16 protein-coding genes, 1 other RNA gene and 1 pseudogene are annotated in these 14826 nt (G+C 73.5%); 8 read left to right on the top strand and 10 right to left on the bottom strand.

Annotated elements, in window-relative coordinates:
• Positions 1–106: 106 nt before the first annotated feature.
• Positions 107–337: a heavy-metal-associated domain-containing protein gene (locus FLM69_RS03710; protein ID WP_017489200.1), complete on the bottom strand. Its 231-nt coding sequence runs from the start codon at positions 335–337 to the stop codon at positions 107–109.
• A gap of 164 nt (positions 338–501) precedes the next feature.
• Here FLM69_RS03710 and FLM69_RS03705 point away from each other — a divergent pair, with 164 nt between their 5' ends.
• On the top strand, positions 502–1209 hold the full coding sequence (locus FLM69_RS03705) for a Crp/Fnr family transcriptional regulator (RefSeq protein ID WP_255502694.1): 708 nt from the start codon (positions 502–504) through the stop codon (positions 1207–1209).
• A gap of 153 nt (positions 1210–1362) precedes the next feature.
• Here FLM69_RS03705 and FLM69_RS11710 read toward each other — a convergent pair.
• A pseudogene (locus FLM69_RS11710) lies at positions 1363–1662 on the bottom strand (alcohol dehydrogenase catalytic domain-containing protein); the annotation flags it as partial.
• 170 nt (positions 1663–1832) lie between these two features.
• Here FLM69_RS11710 and FLM69_RS03695 point away from each other — a divergent pair.
• Together FLM69_RS03695 and def are read left to right on the top strand one after the other, a co-directional pair.
• Positions 1833–2243 (top strand): four-helix bundle copper-binding protein, encoded by a 411-nt coding sequence (locus FLM69_RS03695; protein WP_141843088.1) that lies wholly within the window; start codon positions 1833–1835, stop codon positions 2241–2243.
• 89 nt (positions 2244–2332) lie between these two features.
• A complete protein-coding gene (gene def, locus FLM69_RS03690; RefSeq protein WP_141843086.1) occupies positions 2333–2974 on the top strand; it encodes a peptide deformylase in 642 nt (213 codons plus the stop codon).
• 82 nt (positions 2975–3056) lie between these two features.
• On the opposite strand, the gene FLM69_RS03685 is transcribed toward def, so the two are convergent.
• Positions 3057–4502 (bottom strand): glyceraldehyde-3-phosphate dehydrogenase, encoded by a 1446-nt coding sequence (locus FLM69_RS03685; RefSeq protein ID WP_044659108.1) that lies wholly within the window; start codon positions 4500–4502, stop codon positions 3057–3059.
• Between the two features lie 144 nt (positions 4503–4646).
• On the opposite strand from FLM69_RS03685, the gene rnpB reads away from it, so the two are divergent.
• Positions 4647–5025: RNase P RNA component class A (gene rnpB / locus FLM69_RS03680), an RNA gene on the top strand.
• Positions 5026–5046: 21 nt separating this feature from the next.
• On the opposite strand, the gene FLM69_RS03675 is transcribed toward rnpB, so the two are convergent.
• Positions 5047–5361: a hypothetical protein gene (locus FLM69_RS03675; RefSeq protein ID WP_141843084.1), complete on the bottom strand. Its 315-nt coding sequence runs from the start codon at positions 5359–5361 to the stop codon at positions 5047–5049.
• 119 nt (positions 5362–5480) lie between these two features.
• Between FLM69_RS03675 and FLM69_RS03670 the strand changes: the two genes are divergently transcribed.
• Complete coding sequence (locus FLM69_RS03670; protein WP_049147969.1) at positions 5481–6278, top strand: YaaA family protein; 798 nt, start codon at positions 5481–5483, stop codon at positions 6276–6278.
• A 34-nt stretch (positions 6279–6312) separates the two neighbouring features.
• On the opposite strand, the gene FLM69_RS03665 is transcribed toward FLM69_RS03670, so the two are convergent.
• The 3 genes from FLM69_RS03665 to FLM69_RS03655 all read right to left on the bottom strand — a co-directional run bounded on the left by FLM69_RS03665 (position 6313) and on the right by FLM69_RS03655 (position 9065).
• The gene (locus tag FLM69_RS03665; protein WP_141843082.1) at positions 6313–7323 is read right to left on the bottom strand and encodes a reverse transcriptase-like protein; all 1011 of its coding nucleotides are present in this window, start codon (positions 7321–7323) and stop codon (positions 6313–6315) included.
• Positions 7324–7404: 81 nt separating this feature from the next.
• Positions 7405–8139, bottom strand: coding sequence for a zinc ribbon domain-containing protein (locus FLM69_RS03660; protein WP_036381299.1), 735 nt, complete (start codon positions 8137–8139; stop codon positions 7405–7407).
• Positions 8136–9065 (bottom strand): Nif3-like dinuclear metal center hexameric protein, encoded by a 930-nt coding sequence (locus FLM69_RS03655; RefSeq protein WP_036381326.1) that lies wholly within the window; start codon positions 9063–9065, stop codon positions 8136–8138. The genes FLM69_RS03660 and FLM69_RS03655 overlap by 4 nt, the downstream gene beginning before the upstream one ends.
• A gap of 113 nt (positions 9066–9178) precedes the next feature.
• Here FLM69_RS03655 and msrA point away from each other — a divergent pair, with 113 nt between their 5' ends.
• The 3 genes from msrA to epsC all read left to right on the top strand — a co-directional run bounded on the left by msrA (position 9179) and on the right by epsC (position 11416).
• On the top strand, positions 9179–9760 hold the full coding sequence (gene msrA, locus FLM69_RS03650) for a peptide-methionine (S)-S-oxide reductase MsrA (RefSeq protein ID WP_036312770.1): 582 nt from the start codon (positions 9179–9181) through the stop codon (positions 9758–9760).
• An 89-nt stretch (positions 9761–9849) separates the two neighbouring features.
• On the top strand, positions 9850–10785 hold the full coding sequence (gene cysK / locus FLM69_RS03645) for a cysteine synthase A (RefSeq protein ID WP_010078892.1): 936 nt from the start codon (positions 9850–9852) through the stop codon (positions 10783–10785).
• Positions 10786–10828: 43 nt separating this feature from the next.
• Positions 10829–11416, top strand: coding sequence for a serine O-acetyltransferase EpsC (gene epsC, locus FLM69_RS03640; RefSeq protein ID WP_020624780.1), 588 nt, complete (start codon positions 10829–10831; stop codon positions 11414–11416).
• Between the two features lie 18 nt (positions 11417–11434).
• Here epsC and gndA read toward each other — a convergent pair whose 3' ends face one another.
• The 3 genes from gndA to FLM69_RS03625 all read right to left on the bottom strand — a co-directional run bounded on the left by gndA (position 11435) and on the right by FLM69_RS03625 (position 14697).
• Complete coding sequence (gndA, locus tag FLM69_RS03635; RefSeq protein ID WP_036340176.1) at positions 11435–12997, bottom strand: NADP-dependent phosphogluconate dehydrogenase; 1563 nt, start codon at positions 12995–12997, stop codon at positions 11435–11437.
• A 79-nt stretch (positions 12998–13076) separates the two neighbouring features.
• Positions 13077–13991, bottom strand: a complete 915-nt coding sequence (gene ppk2, locus FLM69_RS03630; RefSeq protein ID WP_010078895.1) for a polyphosphate kinase 2 — start codon at positions 13989–13991, stop codon at positions 13077–13079.
• Between the two features lie 205 nt (positions 13992–14196).
• Positions 14197–14697 (bottom strand): hypothetical protein, encoded by a 501-nt coding sequence (locus FLM69_RS03625; protein WP_041103632.1) that lies wholly within the window; start codon positions 14695–14697, stop codon positions 14197–14199.
• Between the last annotated feature and the right edge of the window lie 129 nt (positions 14698–14826).

Below are 14826 nucleotides of genomic sequence, written 5' to 3'. Positions count from 1 at the left end.
TAGCTCCGTCTCGTGGGCTCGGAGAGGTGTATAGGAGACGGGGTCTGGCGTGGGGGGGACAGGGGGTGCTCCGTTCTCGGGTCCGGGCGGGCGTGCGGGGGCGGGGTCAGAAGGCCGCGGGGCGGGCGGTGTAGCCGACCTTCGCGACGGCGTCCACGAGGTCCTGCACGCTGGTGCGCTCGGCGTCGTGGTCCACCTCGATGCGCTGGGTCTCGAAGGCGACCTTCGAGGCGCTCACGCCGGGCAGGCGGTCCAGGGACTTCTCGATCTTCTTCACGCAGGAGGGGCAGCTGAAGCCCTCGGCGCGGAGCAGGGTGTGGGTGGTGGCGGTGGTCATCGTCGTCTCCTCGTGCCTGGCGGGCGGCGGGGCCGCCCGCTCCGTGGGGCGGACCGCGGCTGCGGTCCGTCCGTCTCCCCGTCGAGGGGGGACACCCTGAACGTACGAGGGACGGGGTCCACCCGCCTTGACCTGCGTCAAGCCGGCTGTGGGACGCTGGCCGCGTGCGACGTCGAGAGCTGACCCTGACCCCCGTGGGGGGCGCGGCGGAGCCGTGCGCGGCGCGCGTGAGGCTGTTCGCCGGGCTGGACCGCGCCCAGCTGGAGCGCATCTCGGCGCTGGCCCGTCCCCGCGAGCTCGAGCCCGGTGAGGTGCTGCACGTGGCCGGGGCCCGCACGGGTCGGCTGAGCGTGGTCCACTCGGGCGGGCTCGCCCTGAGCACCGCCTCGCCCACCGGACAGGAACGGGTGGTGCGGATGGCCGAGGCCGGCGACTCCCTCGGGGAGCAGGAGCTGCTCACCGGCGCGCCCAGCCCGTACGCGGCCCGCGCGGTGACCCCGACCCGCCTGTGCACGTTCTCCCATGACGAGGTCCAGGACCTGTTCGCCCGGCACCCGGGGATCGCGCGGCGGGTGATGCGCACCCTGGCCGTCCGGCTGGCCGAGGCGGAGCGCCGGCTGGCTCAGGTGCGACTGTCGGTGCCCGCCCGGCTCGCCGGCCACCTGCTCGAGCTGCCCGCCGTCCACGGCGAGGCGGGGCCGGCGGTGGCCCTCACCGCCCCGAAGAAGGACGTCGCCTCCCTGCTCGGCACCACGCCCGAGGCGTTCAGCCGCGCACTGCGGCGCCTGGCGGACGACGGCGTGATCGCCGTGGACGGCCCGCGCGTCGAGCTGAGGGACCCGGAGGCCCTGGAGCGGCTGGCCGGCGGCTGACCCGCCGGGCCCGGCTCGGACGCGACCGGGCGGCCGGTCGACGGGTGCCGTGGGCGCGCCGATCTCGTATCCGGTGGGCAGGATGTCCGAGAGCATCACGCCCTGCTCGGCGGTCACGCCCTGCGGCAGCGGGATGAGCCCGTTGTCCGCGACGGGGACGCGGACCCGCTCGGCCTGGGTGCCGTCGATCAGGTGGCCGAAGATCCAGCCGATGCCGCCCACGGTCTGGCAGTGCGAGGTCAGGACGCGGCGGCAGTAGTCGCAGTCCATGCACGTGGTGACGCAGGAGACGATCACGCGGTCGCCGACCTTCACCTCCGTGCACTCCGGGCCGACCCCCGTGACCACGCCGACGCCCTCGTGCCCGAGGATCCGGCCCTCGGTCACGGCCGGCACGTCGCCCTTGAGGATGTGCAGATCCGTGCCGCAGATCGTGGTGGTCTCGATCGTCACGATCGCGTCCGTGGGGTCCTGGATCTGCGGGTCCGGGACCTCCTCCCAGCGCGCGTCGCCGGGGCCGGGCCCTTCTGCCCGCCGCGCCCGAGGCCTACCGTGGCGGGCAGGGCGGTCCTGGACCGACCAGGGCGGCCCGACCGATCCGATCGAGGAGAGACGAGGACGCCATGACCCACCACGTGAGCGCGATGCTCGAGACCCACCCGAAGGACCTCGGCGGCGTCGACCGCCGGACGCTGGCCGAGTGCATCGAGGCCTGCCTCGCCTGTGCCCAGACGTGCACGGCGTGCGCGGACGCGTGCCTGTCCGAGGACATGGTGGCCGAGATGCGCCGGTGCATCCGGCTGAACCTGGACTGCGCCGACGTCTGCGGGGCCACCGCTGCGGTGCTGACCCGCCAGACGGGCGAGGACGCGTCCACCGTCCGGGCCCTGCTCGAGGCCTGCCGGACCGCGTGCCGGGCCTGCGGCGACGAGTGCGCCTCTCACGCCGAGATGCACGAGCACTGCGCGGTGTGCGCGGAGTCCTGCCGACGCTGCGAGCAGGCCTGCGCCGACCTGCTGGCCTCGCTCCGCTGACCGGCGGCGGCGCGGCGCGCGGCGGTAGGCTGGAGCCTCCCCCTCATCCCTCCACGCAGGCCCTCCCCCGGGCCGGGAAGCGCAGCGCCATGGCCTCCATCCGTCCCATCACCGTCTACGGCGAGCCCGTGCTGCACAGGCGCGCGGCCGAGGTGGAGGTGATCGACGAGGAGATCCGCGAGCTGATCGAGGACATGTACGTGACGCAGGACGCCGCGCACGGCGTGGGCCTGGCCGCCCCGCAGGTCGGGATCGGGCTGCGGATCTTCACGTGGACGTTCCCGGACTCCGGCGACGCGCCGAACGTGGGCCACGTGATCAACCCGGTGCTGACCCACCTGGACAAGGCCCCGCGGGAGGACCCGCACCCGGACGAGCACACCGAGGGCTGCCTCTCGGTGCCCGGGCTGGGCTTCCCCCTGCAGCGCCCGACCCGCGTGCGCCTGTCCGGCCAGCGCGTGGACGGCGAGATGTTCGAGTTCGAGGCCGAGGGCTGGTTCGCGCGCATCATGCAGCACGAGTACGACCACCTCAACGGCACCCTCTACGTCAACCGGCTCGAGGGCAAGTGGCAGCGGCGCTGGAAGCGCGCGCAGCGGGCCGAGCGACTGAACGTGCCCGGTGTGACGTGGCTGCCCGGTACCGACGAGGACCCCTTCGGCCACGACGCCGACGACCACGAAGACCACGAGCACGGCCCCGACGGCGACCACGGGGACGACGAGGCCTGAGCCTCGGCTCCACGTCCGACCCGGTCGGCACACGACGACGGCCCGTCCCCTCCGCGGGGACGGGCCATCGGTCATCGGCGGGTCAGGCCTGCGGGAAGGCGGGGACCTGCTGGCCCGCCATCTTCTCCACCACGCGGATCACCTGGTGCGAGTAGCCGTACTCGTTGTCGTACCAGACGTAGAGGATCGCGTTCTTGCCGTCGTTGTTCACGAGGGTCGCCAGGCCGTCCACGACGCCGGCGCGGTCCGAGCCGACGAAGTCGGTGGACACGACCTCCGGGGAGTCCACGTAGCCGACCTGGCCGCGCAGGGGGCCGGTGAGGGACTCCTGCTTCAGGCGGGCGTTCAGCTCCTCCACCGAGGTGGGCTTGGTCAGCTCGAGATTCAGGATGGCCATGGACACGTCCGGGGTGGGGACGCGGATGGCGTTGCCGGAGAGCTTGCCCTTGAGCTCGGGCAGGGCCTTGGCCACGGCCTTGGCGGCACCGGTCTCGGTGAGCACCATGTTCATGCCGGCGGCACGGCCACGACGGGCGCCCTTGTGGAAGTTGTCCACGAGGTTCTGGTCATTGGTGTAGGCGTGCACGGTCTCCACGTGGCCGTGGTCGATGCCGTAGTCGTCCTGGATGACCTTGAGCACCGGGGTGATGCCGTTGGTGGTGCAGGAGGCCGCCGAGACGATCGTGTCCTGGGGCGTGATGTCGTCCGAGTTCACGCCGAACACGATGTTCTTCATCTCGCCCTTGCCCGGGGCGGTCAGCAGGACCTTCGCGGCGCCCTTGGCCTGCAGGTGCTGGGACAGGCCCTCGTCGTCGCGCCAGCGACCGGTGTTGTCGACGACCAGCGCGTCCTTGATGCCGTAGGAGGTGTAGTCCACCGTGGTCGGATCGTTTGAGTAGATGACCTGGATCTCGGTGCCGTTGGCGGTGATCACGTCGCGGTCCTCGTCCACCACGATCGTCCCGTCGAACGGGCCGTGGATCGAGTCGCGGCGCAGCAGGGAGGCGCGCTTGATCAGGTCGTCCTCCGAGTTCTTGCGCACGACGACGGCACGCAGGCGCAGCTTGGAGCCACCGCCGGCGTGGTCGAGGAGGATGCGGGCCAGCAGGCGGCCGATGCGACCGAAGCCGTAGAGCACGACGTCCTGGGTCTCGCCCAGGCCCTCACCGGCCTTGCCCTTGACCTCGGCGAGCTCGGCGTCCAGGAAGGCCTGGACGTCCTGCCCCGAGGCCTTCTGCTTGGCGGCCAGCTCGGCCAGGTCGATGGTGGCGGCGCCCAGGTCCATCGCAGCCATGGCCTCGACCAGGGGGTAGGTGGACTCGACGCTCAGCGGGGCCTCCTGCACGCGGCGGGCGTAGCGGTGGGCCTTGATGATGTCGATCACGCCGCGGTTCACGAGGGAGCGCCCGTAGATCGAGGTGACCACGTTGTGCTCGCGGTACAGGGTGCCCAGCAGGGGGACCATCTTCTCCGCGAGCTTCTGCTGCGTGTTCCACTCAGGGGTCTGGGTCGAGGCGGTGTCTGCCACGGGAGTCCTTCCTTGAAACCTGGCGGGGCCGTCCTGGGCAGGCCCCATCCCCCGACCTCGTTGTCGGCGGGCGCCTCCATTCTAGGTGAGGACACGTCCGGAGCGGCCCCGCGGTCTCGGCGGGGCGTAGACTGGTCGGTCGGGACGGATCGGCGGACGGCCGCGTGCCCCTGCGGGGGTGCGAGGAAAGTCCGGGCACCGCAGAGCAGGATGGTGGACAACATCCACCCGGGGCGACCCGCGGGCCAGTGCCACAGAGAGAAGACCGCCTCCGCGCCGTGTGCGCGGCGGTAAGGGTGAAAGGGTGGTGTAAGAGACCACCAGCGGCCCCGGTGACGGGGCCGGCTCGGTAAACCCCATCCGGTGCAAGGCCGAACAGGACGCGTCACGAGGGCTGCTCGCCCCAGCGTCCGGGTTGGCCGCTCGAGCCCGTCAGCGATGGCGGGCCCAGATGGATGGCCGTCACCTCGCGCGGGGCAACGCGCGCGAGGCACAGAACCCGGCTTACAGCCGGTCCGTCCCACCTCACGGCCCCCGGCTGGGGTCAGAACCCCTCGTCGTCGAGGATCCGTTCGAACTCGAGCTCCACCACGTGCTCGCGCTCCCGCTTGTCCAGCAGGCGGTACCCGTACGACTCGCCGATCGAGACGACCTTCGCCAGGCTCGGGCGTCGCCGGTCTCGCGGCCATTCCAGCGTCACGCGGTCCTGCCCCGTGAAGGTGTGCTCCCGCAGGCGCTGCTCCAGAGCGGAGGCGTGCGTGCGCTCCCGCCCGCTGGAGCGGATCCCGAGCCACACGGCGGCCGCGATCACGAGCAGGACGAACGGAAACACCACGCCGAACACGTTCATGGCGGTCATCGGGCGACTCCTGGGATGCGGGGCGGCTGTGCGGACCCCACCACTGTGCCAGGTCCGGACGACGACGTCGGCCGAGTCCGTCCGCGCGTCGGCCCGGGGCGCCTGGCTAGGCTGGCCCGGTGCTGATCCTGCTGCCGCCCTCCGAGGGCAAGACCGCGCCCCGCTCCGGGGCCCCGCTCGACCTCGATGCCCTCGCGTTGGCCGATGACGCCGCGGTGACGGGCGCCCGCGCGGACCTGCTCACGCGGCTCGCCGCGGTCTCGGCCGCCCCGGATGCCCTGGCGGCTCTCGGCGTCGGGGCGTCGCTCACCGGCGAGGTCGAGGCGAACACGCGCCTGGCCTCGGCCCCTGCCGCGCCCGGTCACCGGGTGTTCACGGGCGTGCTCTTCGATGCGCTCGACCACGTCTCCCTGTCCGCGGCGGCGAAGCGCCGCGCCCGCGCGTCCGTGCTGGTCTTCTCCGCGCTGTTCGGCGCCACCGCGCTGGCGGACCGGATCCCCGCCTTCCGGCTGCCCGTCGGCGCGAAGCTGCCGGGGCTGCCCGGGCTGGCCGCGCACTGGCGCCCCGTCCTGACCCCCGCCCTCGACGCGCTCGCCGCACGGGACGGCGGGCCCGTCGTCGACTGCCGCTCCGGCGGCTACGCGGCCCAGTGGCGGGCACCGGCGGAGCGGACCCTCGCGGTCGACGTGTTCCAGCTGCGCGACGGCGAGCGGACCGTCGTCTCGCACTTCGCCAAGCACACCCGCGGCCTCGTGGCCCGCGCGCTGCTGGAGGCGGGGGCGCGGGAGACCTCGACGCTGGAGCGCGTCGCGGACGTGGTCGCGCGGGCCGGGGACGGCCACGGCTGGGAGGTCGAGCTGGCCCGGCCGTCCGGCGCGAAGCCCGGCGCGCTGCGGGTGATCCTGCCCGAGGGGTGACCCCGGGCGAGGCGCGGTCTGCCCGGACGCGGCCTCAGTCCTCGACGGCCACCAGCTCCACCTCGAAGCCGTCCGCGGTCTCGAGGTAGGCGGCGTAGTGGTCCGGTCCCCCGGCGTGCGGGTGGCGGTCCTCGAAGAGCAGGCGGAACCCCCGGTCGCGCGCGGCGGCGGTGAGCTCGTCCACGCGGGCGCGCGATCCGGCCCGGAAGGCCAGGTGGTTCAGGCCCGGGCGGGTGCGCTCGTGGGCGCCCGCGGCGACGTCGGGCCCGGCCTCGAGCACGAGGTACTCCCCCGCCCCCTGGTACGTCCGGCCCTCGGCCCACCCCTCGCCCGGCACGTAGCCGAGCTCGCCGAACAGCCAGCCGAGGCTCGCCTCGGCCGCCGCGAGGTCGGCGACCCAGATCTCCACGTGGTGCAGCCGGCCCGTGGGCGCGGGCGCCGGGGTCGCATCCTCCGGCGAGGCGACGGCGTCGGGCCCGTCCGCCTCCACGGCCCGGACGTCCGCGTCCGCGTCGAGGCCGGACCCGGCCACCGCCGGTGCGGAGGTCGTGGACGCCTCCGCGGCGGTCGACCCCGCGGCCGTGGGGGCCGCAACGGGCACCTCTGAGGCGCCGGCGTCCCACTGCCCGCCCCGCGCGCCGGCGTCCATGGCCTCGTTGGAGAGGCGGTCGGCGTCCTTGTTCCGGTTGCGTGGGATCCATTCGTAGCTGACGCGCTCGGGGGGCAGCACGGCACGGGCCTCGGCCGCGAGGCGCCGCATGTCGTCGTGCTTGATCTTCCACCGCCCGGACATCTGCTCCACCACGAGCTTGGAGTCCATCAGCACGTGCACCCGGGCCTCCGGGTCGAGGTCCCGGGCCATCCGCAGCCCGGCCACGAGCCCGGAGTACTCGGCCACGTTGTTGGACGCCTTCCCCAGCGGAGCGGCGTCGGTCCGGAGGATCTCGCCTGTGGCCGGGTCGCGCACCAGGGCGCCGTAGCCGGCGACGCCGGGGTTGCCCCGCGACCCGCCGTCGGCCTCCACCTGCAGGACTCGTCCGCTCACCGTGCGCCTCCTCGTGTCCGTGGTCGCGCCGTCCGACGCGGCCCCCCACTCTACTGACCGCGCCGGGGGCGGGGCCCGGGGTCAGTCCCGGATGAGGATGGCGCCGGACTCGGGGCAGCGGGCGACGGCGGCCGGCGGGAGGGCCCGGATGCGCGCGACCTCCGCCGGTGACAGCTCCGTGCCCGCGGCCGCGGACCGGTTCCCGACGAGCCGGGCCGCGCCGATGCCGCCGTTGCGCTCCCGCGCCTGCTCGTACAGGGCCAGCAACGACGCGGGGAACTCCGCGGCCAACGCCGCCCGGCGCTGGGTGAGGTCCCGGCCACGCTGGGTCACGGCCTGCCCCTCGCGGCGCACCTCCGCCGCGCGGGCCTCGACCTCGGCCCGTGCCTGCTCCAGAGCGGCGTGGCCCTTCGCGAGCCGGGACTCGGCGGCGTCGGCGGCCTCCATGGCCTCGAGCGCCGCGGCCTCGTGGTCATCGAGCAGTGCGGTGAGCGTGTCGTCCTCGTGCTGCATGGCCTGCAGCTCCTTGGACCCGCCCTGGCCCGCTTCGAGCCGCTCCCGGGTCCGGTCCCGACGGGCGCGGGTGGCGGCGGCCTTCTCGGTGGCCTCGGCCCCCGCCCGGTCGGCGGTGCGGGCGGCATCCTCGAGGCCGGGCAACGCCTCCTCGAGTTCCAGCGCGCGGGCGCGCAGCCGGGCGTGCTCCGGGTCTGCCTTGAGCCGACGGACGGCGGCGCGGGCCTGGTCCAGGGCCGTGTCGAGCTCCTGCAGCTCCAGCAGCCGGGCCTGGACGGCCGGCGGTGCGGTGACCTCACTCATGCGTGACTCCCCTCGTCGGCCCGCTCTCCCCCGACCAGGAAGTCCCAGGGGTCGCTGCGGTGATCTGAGAACAGGGTGGTGACGCCCAGTCCCCGCTCCGCCAGGGCGGCCTCCAGGGCGCGGGCGCCGTGCTCGAGCCATAGGGACTCGCTCGCCCAGTGCGAGACGTCCACGAGCGCGGGACGTCCCTCCCCCGGCGCGGCCGTCTCCCGGGCCTCCGAGGCCGGGTGGTGGCGCAGATCGGCGGTGACGTAGACGTCCGCGCCGGACGCGCGGACCGCGTCGAAGAGGCTGTCTCCGGCACCGCCGCACACGGCGACGCGGCGGATGCGCTGGGCGGGATCGCCCGCCACGCGCACGCCGCCGGCCGTGGCGGGCAACGCCGCGTGCACGGCCCGGGCGAAGGCGGCCAGGTCGGTCTCCTCGGGCAGGTCGCCCACCCGGCCGATGCCTTCGGCCCCGGTGCCGGCGGCAGAGGTCGTCAGGGGCGAGAGCGCCCCGGTGACGCCGACGGCACGGGCCAGCACGTCCGAGACGCCGTCCACGACGGCGTCGGCGTTGGTGTGCGCGGCGAGCAGGGCGATGCGGTGCTCGATCAGGGTGTGCAGCAGGCGGCCCTTCGCGGCGGCGGCGTGTCCGACGGCGGCGACGGACGAGGTCCCGCGCAGCAGGAGCGGGTGGTGGGTGACCACGAGGTCGGCCCCGCGGGCGACGGCCTCGTCGGCCACGGCCTGCACGGGATCCAGCGCCCACAGGACGGTCCGCACCGGCGACTCCGGGCGCCCGGCCACCGGCCCGACGGCGTCCCACGGCTCCGCCAGCTCCCGCGGCCACAGCCCCTGGACGACCTCGAGGACCTGCCCGAGCGTCGGCGGGGCCAGGGCATGCACCGGCGAGGCGGGGACGGCGGGGCGGGACACGGTCATACCGGCCATGATGGCCCACCCGGCCCGGGCGCGCACGCCCCGGCGGCCCTGGGTGAGGCCACGGGGCGGCGTCGTCGGGAATGAAAAGCGCGGGCCGCGTTGCTGTGCCTGCCATGACCGACTCCCCCCGTACCGAGCCCCTCGGCGCCTCCGACGCGCCCGCCGACGTCCGCGAGCTGACGCTCGCCGGCGGCTGCTTCTGGTGCCTCGACGCCGTCTACCGTCGCGTGCGGGGCGTGCTCGCCGTCGAGTCCGGCTACACCGGAGGCGACGACCCCGCCCCGAGCTACGAGTCCGTGTGCACCGGGACCACCGGCCATGCCGAAGCGGTCCGCGTGCGCTTCGACGCCGCCGTCGTGCCGCCCGAGGTGATCATGGACCTGTTCTTCACCGGCCACGACCCCACGTCGTTGAACCGCCAGGGGGCCGACGTCGGCACCCAGTACCGCTCGGCCGTCTTCGCCCACGACGAGGCCGAGGCCCGGTTCTTCGCGGACGAGATCGCCCGGGCGCAGGCGAACTATGACAGCCCCATCGTCACACGCGTCGAGCCGGCGTCCGCGTGGCACCCGGCCGAGGACATTCACCAGGACTTCTATGCGCGGCGCCGTTCCAATGGATACTGCCGTGTGGTCATCGATCCGAAGCTCGCGAAGGTGCGCCGGAACTACTCCGCGTGGCTCGTGGACGCCTGAGCGGCGCCGCGGCTCGATAGCCTGACGCAGGAACACCCACTAGATCGCCCGCGCCCCGAGGCGCACCACCACCCCCCGGAGGTACCACCATGGCCCGCATCCTTGACGACATCACCCAGGCGGTCGGCGGCACGCCCCTGGTCCGGCTGAACCGCCTCGCGAAGGACCTGCCCGGCGACGTCGCCGTGAAGGTCGAGTTCTACAACCCGGCCAACTCGGTGAAGGACCGCATCGGCACCGCCATCGTCGACGCCGCGGAGGCGGCCGGCGAGCTGACCCCCGGCGGCACCATCGTGGAGGGCACCTCGGGCAACACCGGCATCGCCCTGGCCATGGTCGGCGCGGCGCGCGGCTACCGCGTGATCCTGACCATGCCCGAGACCATGTCCACCGAACGCCGCGTGATGCTCAAGGCGTTCGGCGCCGAGATCGTGCTGACCCCCGGTGCAGACGGCATGCGCGGGGCCCTCGAGCGCGCCCAGGAGATCGTCCGCAGCACCCCGAACTCCATCTGGGCCCAGCAGTTCGCGAACCAGGCCAACATCCAGGCCCACTACACGGGCACCGGCCCGGAGATCTGGGACGCGTCCGAGGGTGCCGTGGACGTGTTCATCGCCGGCGTCGGCACCGGCGGCACCATCACGGGCGCGGGCCGGTACCTGCGCGAGCAGAAGCCGGACGTGAAGCTCATCGCCGTCGAGCCGGCCGACTCCCCCATCCTCTCCGGCGGCCAGGCCGGCCCGCACAAGATCCAGGGCATCGGCGCGAACTTCGTGCCGGAGATCCTGGACACCGACCTCTACGACGAGGTCTACCCGGCCACCTTCGAGGAGTCCATCGAGACCGCCCGTCGGCTCGGGACCGAGGAGGGCATCCTGGGCGGCATCTCCACCGGCGCGATCATCTCGGCCGCCCTCAAGGAGGCCGCCAAGCCCGAGTCCGAGGGCAAGCTGATCGTCGCCATCGTGTGTGACTTCGGCGAGCGCTACATCTCCACCGCCCTCTTCGAGGACATCCGCGGCTGACCGCCGCCCGCTCACCGACCGCACCGACCCGAAGGGGCCGCCCGTGGGACTGTTCTCCCGCATCAAGGAAGACATCGCGACCGTCCGCAGCCATGACCCGGCGGCACGCGGTGACCTCGAGGTGGCCCTCGTCTACTCGGGTCTGCACGCAGTGTGGGCGCACCGCGTCGCGCACCGGATGTGGCGGCATGACCGGCTGAAGATGCCCGCCCGCGTGCTCTCGCAGGTCACGCGGGCGGCCACGGGCATCGAGATCCACCCCGGCGCGTCGATCGGTCGTCGGTTCTTCATCGACCACGGCATGGGTGTCGTGATCGGCGAGACCGCGGAGATCGGCGACGACGTGATGCTGTACCACGGGGTCACCCTCGGCGGCCGCTCCCTGGCCAAGGTGAAGCGGCACCCCACGCTGCGCGACGGCGTCGTGGTGGGGGCCGGCGCCAAGATCCTCGGACCCGTCGAGATCGGGGAGGGAACGGCGGTGGGCGCCAACGCCGTCGTCGTGAAGGACACACCCGCCGACGCGATCGCCACCGGCGTGCCGGCCACCGTCCGCCCGCGCAAGGGCCCGGCCGAGGGCAAGCCGCTCGTGGACCCCGCGGAGTACGTGGACCCGGCCCTCTGGATCTGAGGGCCGGGTCCCGCCGGGTCAGTCCTGCGTGGGGTCGCCCTCGGTCGGCTGCGGCATGACCACGGGCACGCCCTCGCCGTCGACCTCGGTGCGGTCGCCGGACCACAGCGTGTGGAACGAGCCCTCGCGGTCCACGCGCAGGTAGGTGTGGGCGCCGAAGTAGTCGCGCTGGCCCTGCACGAGGGCGGCCGGCAAGCGGTCGGCCCGCAGGCCGTCGTAGTACGCCAGGGCCGAGGAGAACACCGGGACCGGCACGCCCGCGGCGACGGCGGTGCCGACGACGCGGCGCCAGGCCGGCAGGGCCTCGGCGATCGCCTGGGCGAACTCGGGGGCGAAGAGCAGGTTGAGCGGCTGGCCGGGGGCGCGGGTGCCCGGCGCCGGATGGCGGGAGGTGTCGCGGCCGCCGAAGGCCTGCATGATCACGTCGAGCAGGTCGGCGCGGATGATGCAGCCGTCCCGCCACAGCGAGGCGATGGTGCCCAGGTCCAGCGACCAGCCGTACTCCTCGGCGGCGGCCGCGAGCATGTCCATGCCCTGCGCGTAGGCCACGAGCTTGGAGGCGAACAGCGCCTGGCGCACGTCCTCCACGAACGCGTCCGTGTCCTGCGGGGCGCGCTGCGCCTCCTCGTCGACGCCGGCCGCGAGGGTCTCACGGGCGACCTCGCGCACCGCGCGCTGAGAGGACAGCGAGCGGGCGAAGACGGACTCGGCGATCGCGGCCACCGGGGAGCCGACGTCGAGACCCGAGATCGCGGTCCAGCGGCCGGTGCCCTTCTGCCCGGCCTCGTCCACGATCACGTCCACGAGCGGGCGGCCCGTGGCCGCGTCCACCTGCGCGAGCACCTCGGCCGTGATCTCGATGAGGTAGGAGGCCAGGTCGGTCTGGTTCCACGCCGTGAACACCTCGGCCTGCTCGGCGGGCTCGAGGCCGCCCACACGGCGCAGCAGGTCGTAGGCCTCGCCGATGACCTGCATGTCCGCGTACTCGATGCCGTTGTGGACCATCTTCACGTAGTGGCCGGCGCCGTCCGTGCCGACCCAGGCGCAGCACGGCTCCCCCTCAAACTGCGCGGCGATCTTCTCGAGCATCGGGCCGAGGGCCTCGTAGGACTTCTCCGGACCGCCGGGCATGATCGCCGGACCGTGCAGGGCACCCTCCTCGCCGCCGGAGACACCGACGCCCACGAAGTGCAGGCCCTTCTCGGCGAGGGCCGCCTCGCGGCGGCGGGTGTCCTCGAAATGGGAGTTGCCGGCGTCGATGACGATGTCGCCCTCGTCCAGCAGGGGGACGAGTTGGTCGATGACGGCGTCCACGGGGGCGCCCGCCTTGACCATGATGAGCACCCGGCGCGGCACGGCGAGGGACTGCACGAGCTCGGCGAGCGTCTCCGTCGCCACGAACGCGCCCTCGTCACCGTGCTCGGCCACGAGCTGGTCCGTGCGGGCCCGGCTGCGGTTGTGCAGGGCCACCGTGTAGCCGTGGCGGGCGAAGTTGCGCGCGAGGTTCGCGCCCATCACCGCCAGGCCCGTGACGCCGATGTCGGCGGCGCCGACGGGGACGGTGGTGGTCTGCTCGGTCATCGCGGGGGCCTCCTGTGGCTCGGACGGTGGGACGGGCCGTGCCGGACACGGACCCGCCCCCAGCCTACGTCGACCGCGGTCAGTCCCCCACGGCGTCGCGGCCGCGGCGCACGATCAGCGGGTCCGGGGTGCCGACGACCTCGTGGTCCTTGCCCTCGTACTCGAACTGGGACAGGAAGTAGCGCATCGCGTTGAGGCGGGCCCGCTTCTTGTCGTTGGAGCGGATGGAGATCCACGGGGCGTGGTCCGTGTCCGTGTGGAGGAACATGGCCTCCTTGGCCTCCGTGTACGCCTCCCAACGGTCCAGGGACTCGAGGTCCATGGGCGAGAGCTTCCACTGGCGGACCGGGTCGATCTGGCGGATCGCGAAGCGCGTGCGCTGCTCGGTCTGTGTCACGGAGAACCAGAACTTGGTGAGGTGGATGCCGTCGTCCACGAGCATCTTCTCGAACAGCGGCACCTGGTTCATGAAGCGGCGGTACTGCTCGTCCGTGGCGAAGCCCATCACGCGCTCGACGCCGGCGCGGTTGTACCACGATCGGTCGAACAGCACGATCTCGCCCGCCGTGGGGAAGTGCTGGATGTAGCGCTGGAAGTACCACTGGCCGAGCTCGCGGTCCGAGGGCTTGTTGAGGGCCACGACGCGGGCGGTGCGGGGGTTCAGGTGCTCGGTGAAGCGCTTGATGGTGCCGCCCTTGCCGGCGGCGTCGCGGCCCTCGAAGACGATGATGTGGCGCTGGCCGGTGTCCTCGCCCCAGTACTGCAGCTTGAGCAGTTCGATCTGCAGGCGGTACTTCTCCAGCTCGTACTCCTCGCGCGTCATGCGCGTCTCGTACGGGTAGTCCTCCCTCCACGTCTCCACGGCACGGCCCTGCGGATCGATCAGGTCGGGATCGTTGGTGTGGCCGTCCGAGACGGTGTAGCCGCCGTCGCGCAGCTTGTCGATGAACTCGCGGAGGTTCTCGCGGGGGGCGTCGGGCTGCAGCAGCTCCATGGACCGTCTCCTTCACTGGGTGCGTCACCGTGCCCGTCCGTCCCCCTCCTCGGTACGACGGCGGCGGGCCGCGGCCTGTGCTCTGTCCACCATTATGGGCGGGCGGCGGACGAGGAAGCCGGGCCCGGCAGCGCAGCCGCGTGAACAGCAGGTGAACCCTGGGAGGCGAACGGTCGCGGCCCCGGGCCGACGAGTGTCGGCCTGCTCAGCCGCGCGGGCCGACGCCCAGGAGCTCGTCGATCGCCGCGACGGCGGCACGCGCCGCGTCGACGTCGGCGAACTGGGCGACGGCGTCGTCGTACCGGCGGTGCCCGGGAAGCTTGAGGCCGACGGAGGCGCCGTCCGTGGCCGGGAGGATCCAGATCCGGCCGCGCGGCTCGACGTCGCGCTGCTCGGCCACGTCGGCCTCCTCGAACTCGCGGTCGTAGCCGGCCCACTCGACACCGGGCCTCGGGGTGTCGGCGCCGTCGAGGACGTCGCGGCCGCCCATGCGCAGACAGGTGACGGACTGCAGGAGCGCGTCCAGGGTGCGGGCGGCGGCCTTGCCGGCCAGCTCGTCCTGGAAGAGGGCGAGGATGGACCACTGCCCGTCCTGGAGGAAGAGCATGGTCTGCTGCGCCTCGCCCCCGGTGATGACGGCGAGGTGACGGGCGGCGCCGTCGGGACGGGCGGGCAGCTTCCAGAAGCCGAGGGGGGTCGCGGACATGCGCTCCACCCTAGTGCGCCCCGGACGCCGACGACGCGCCGCCGCCCGGCCCCTGCCCCGCATCCCGGGTTGAGTTGTCGCGGGTGCGTGGGCCCGTCACCCGCGACAACTCAACCCGCGTTGCGGGAG

The sequence above is a fragment of the Micrococcus sp. R8502A1 genome (assembly GCF_006704135.1).
In the GTDB taxonomy this organism is placed as follows: domain Bacteria; phylum Actinomycetota; class Actinomycetes; order Actinomycetales; family Micrococcaceae; genus Micrococcus; species Micrococcus luteus.
This window is presented reverse-complemented; position numbering and strand designations above follow the sequence as displayed.

Bases quoted from the DNA above. Each gene is read 5' to 3' on its own strand.
- gndA (WP_036340176.1), bottom strand. From the start codon at position 12,997: ATGACCGAGCAGACCACCACCGTCCCCGTCGGCGCCGCCGACATCGGC.
- FLM69_RS03695 (WP_141843088.1), top strand. From the start codon at position 1,833: ATGACCCACCACGTGAGCGCGATGCTCGAGACCCACCCGAAGGACCTC.
- ppk2 (WP_010078895.1), bottom strand. From the start codon at position 13,991: ATGGAGCTGCTGCAGCCCGACGCCCCCCGCGAGAACCTCCGCGAGTTC.
- def (WP_141843086.1), top strand. From the start codon at position 2,333: ATGGCCTCCATCCGTCCCATCACCGTCTACGGCGAGCCCGTGCTGCAC.
- FLM69_RS03655 (WP_036381326.1), bottom strand. From the start codon at position 9,065: ATGACCGTGTCCCGCCCCGCCGTCCCCGCCTCGCCGGTGCATGCCCTG.
- FLM69_RS03625 (WP_041103632.1), bottom strand. From the start codon at position 14,697: ATGTCCGCGACCCCCCTCGGCTTCTGGAAGCTGCCCGCCCGTCCCGAC.
- FLM69_RS03660 (WP_036381299.1), bottom strand. From the start codon at position 8,139: ATGAGTGAGGTCACCGCACCGCCGGCCGTCCAGGCCCGGCTGCTGGAG.
- FLM69_RS03675 (WP_141843084.1), bottom strand. From the start codon at position 5,361: ATGACCGCCATGAACGTGTTCGGCGTGGTGTTTCCGTTCGTCCTGCTC.
- msrA (WP_036312770.1), top strand. From the start codon at position 9,179: ATGACCGACTCCCCCCGTACCGAGCCCCTCGGCGCCTCCGACGCGCCC.
- FLM69_RS03710 (WP_017489200.1), bottom strand. From the start codon at position 337: ATGACCACCGCCACCACCCACACCCTGCTCCGCGCCGAGGGCTTCAGC.
- cysK (WP_010078892.1), top strand. From the start codon at position 9,850: ATGGCCCGCATCCTTGACGACATCACCCAGGCGGTCGGCGGCACGCCC.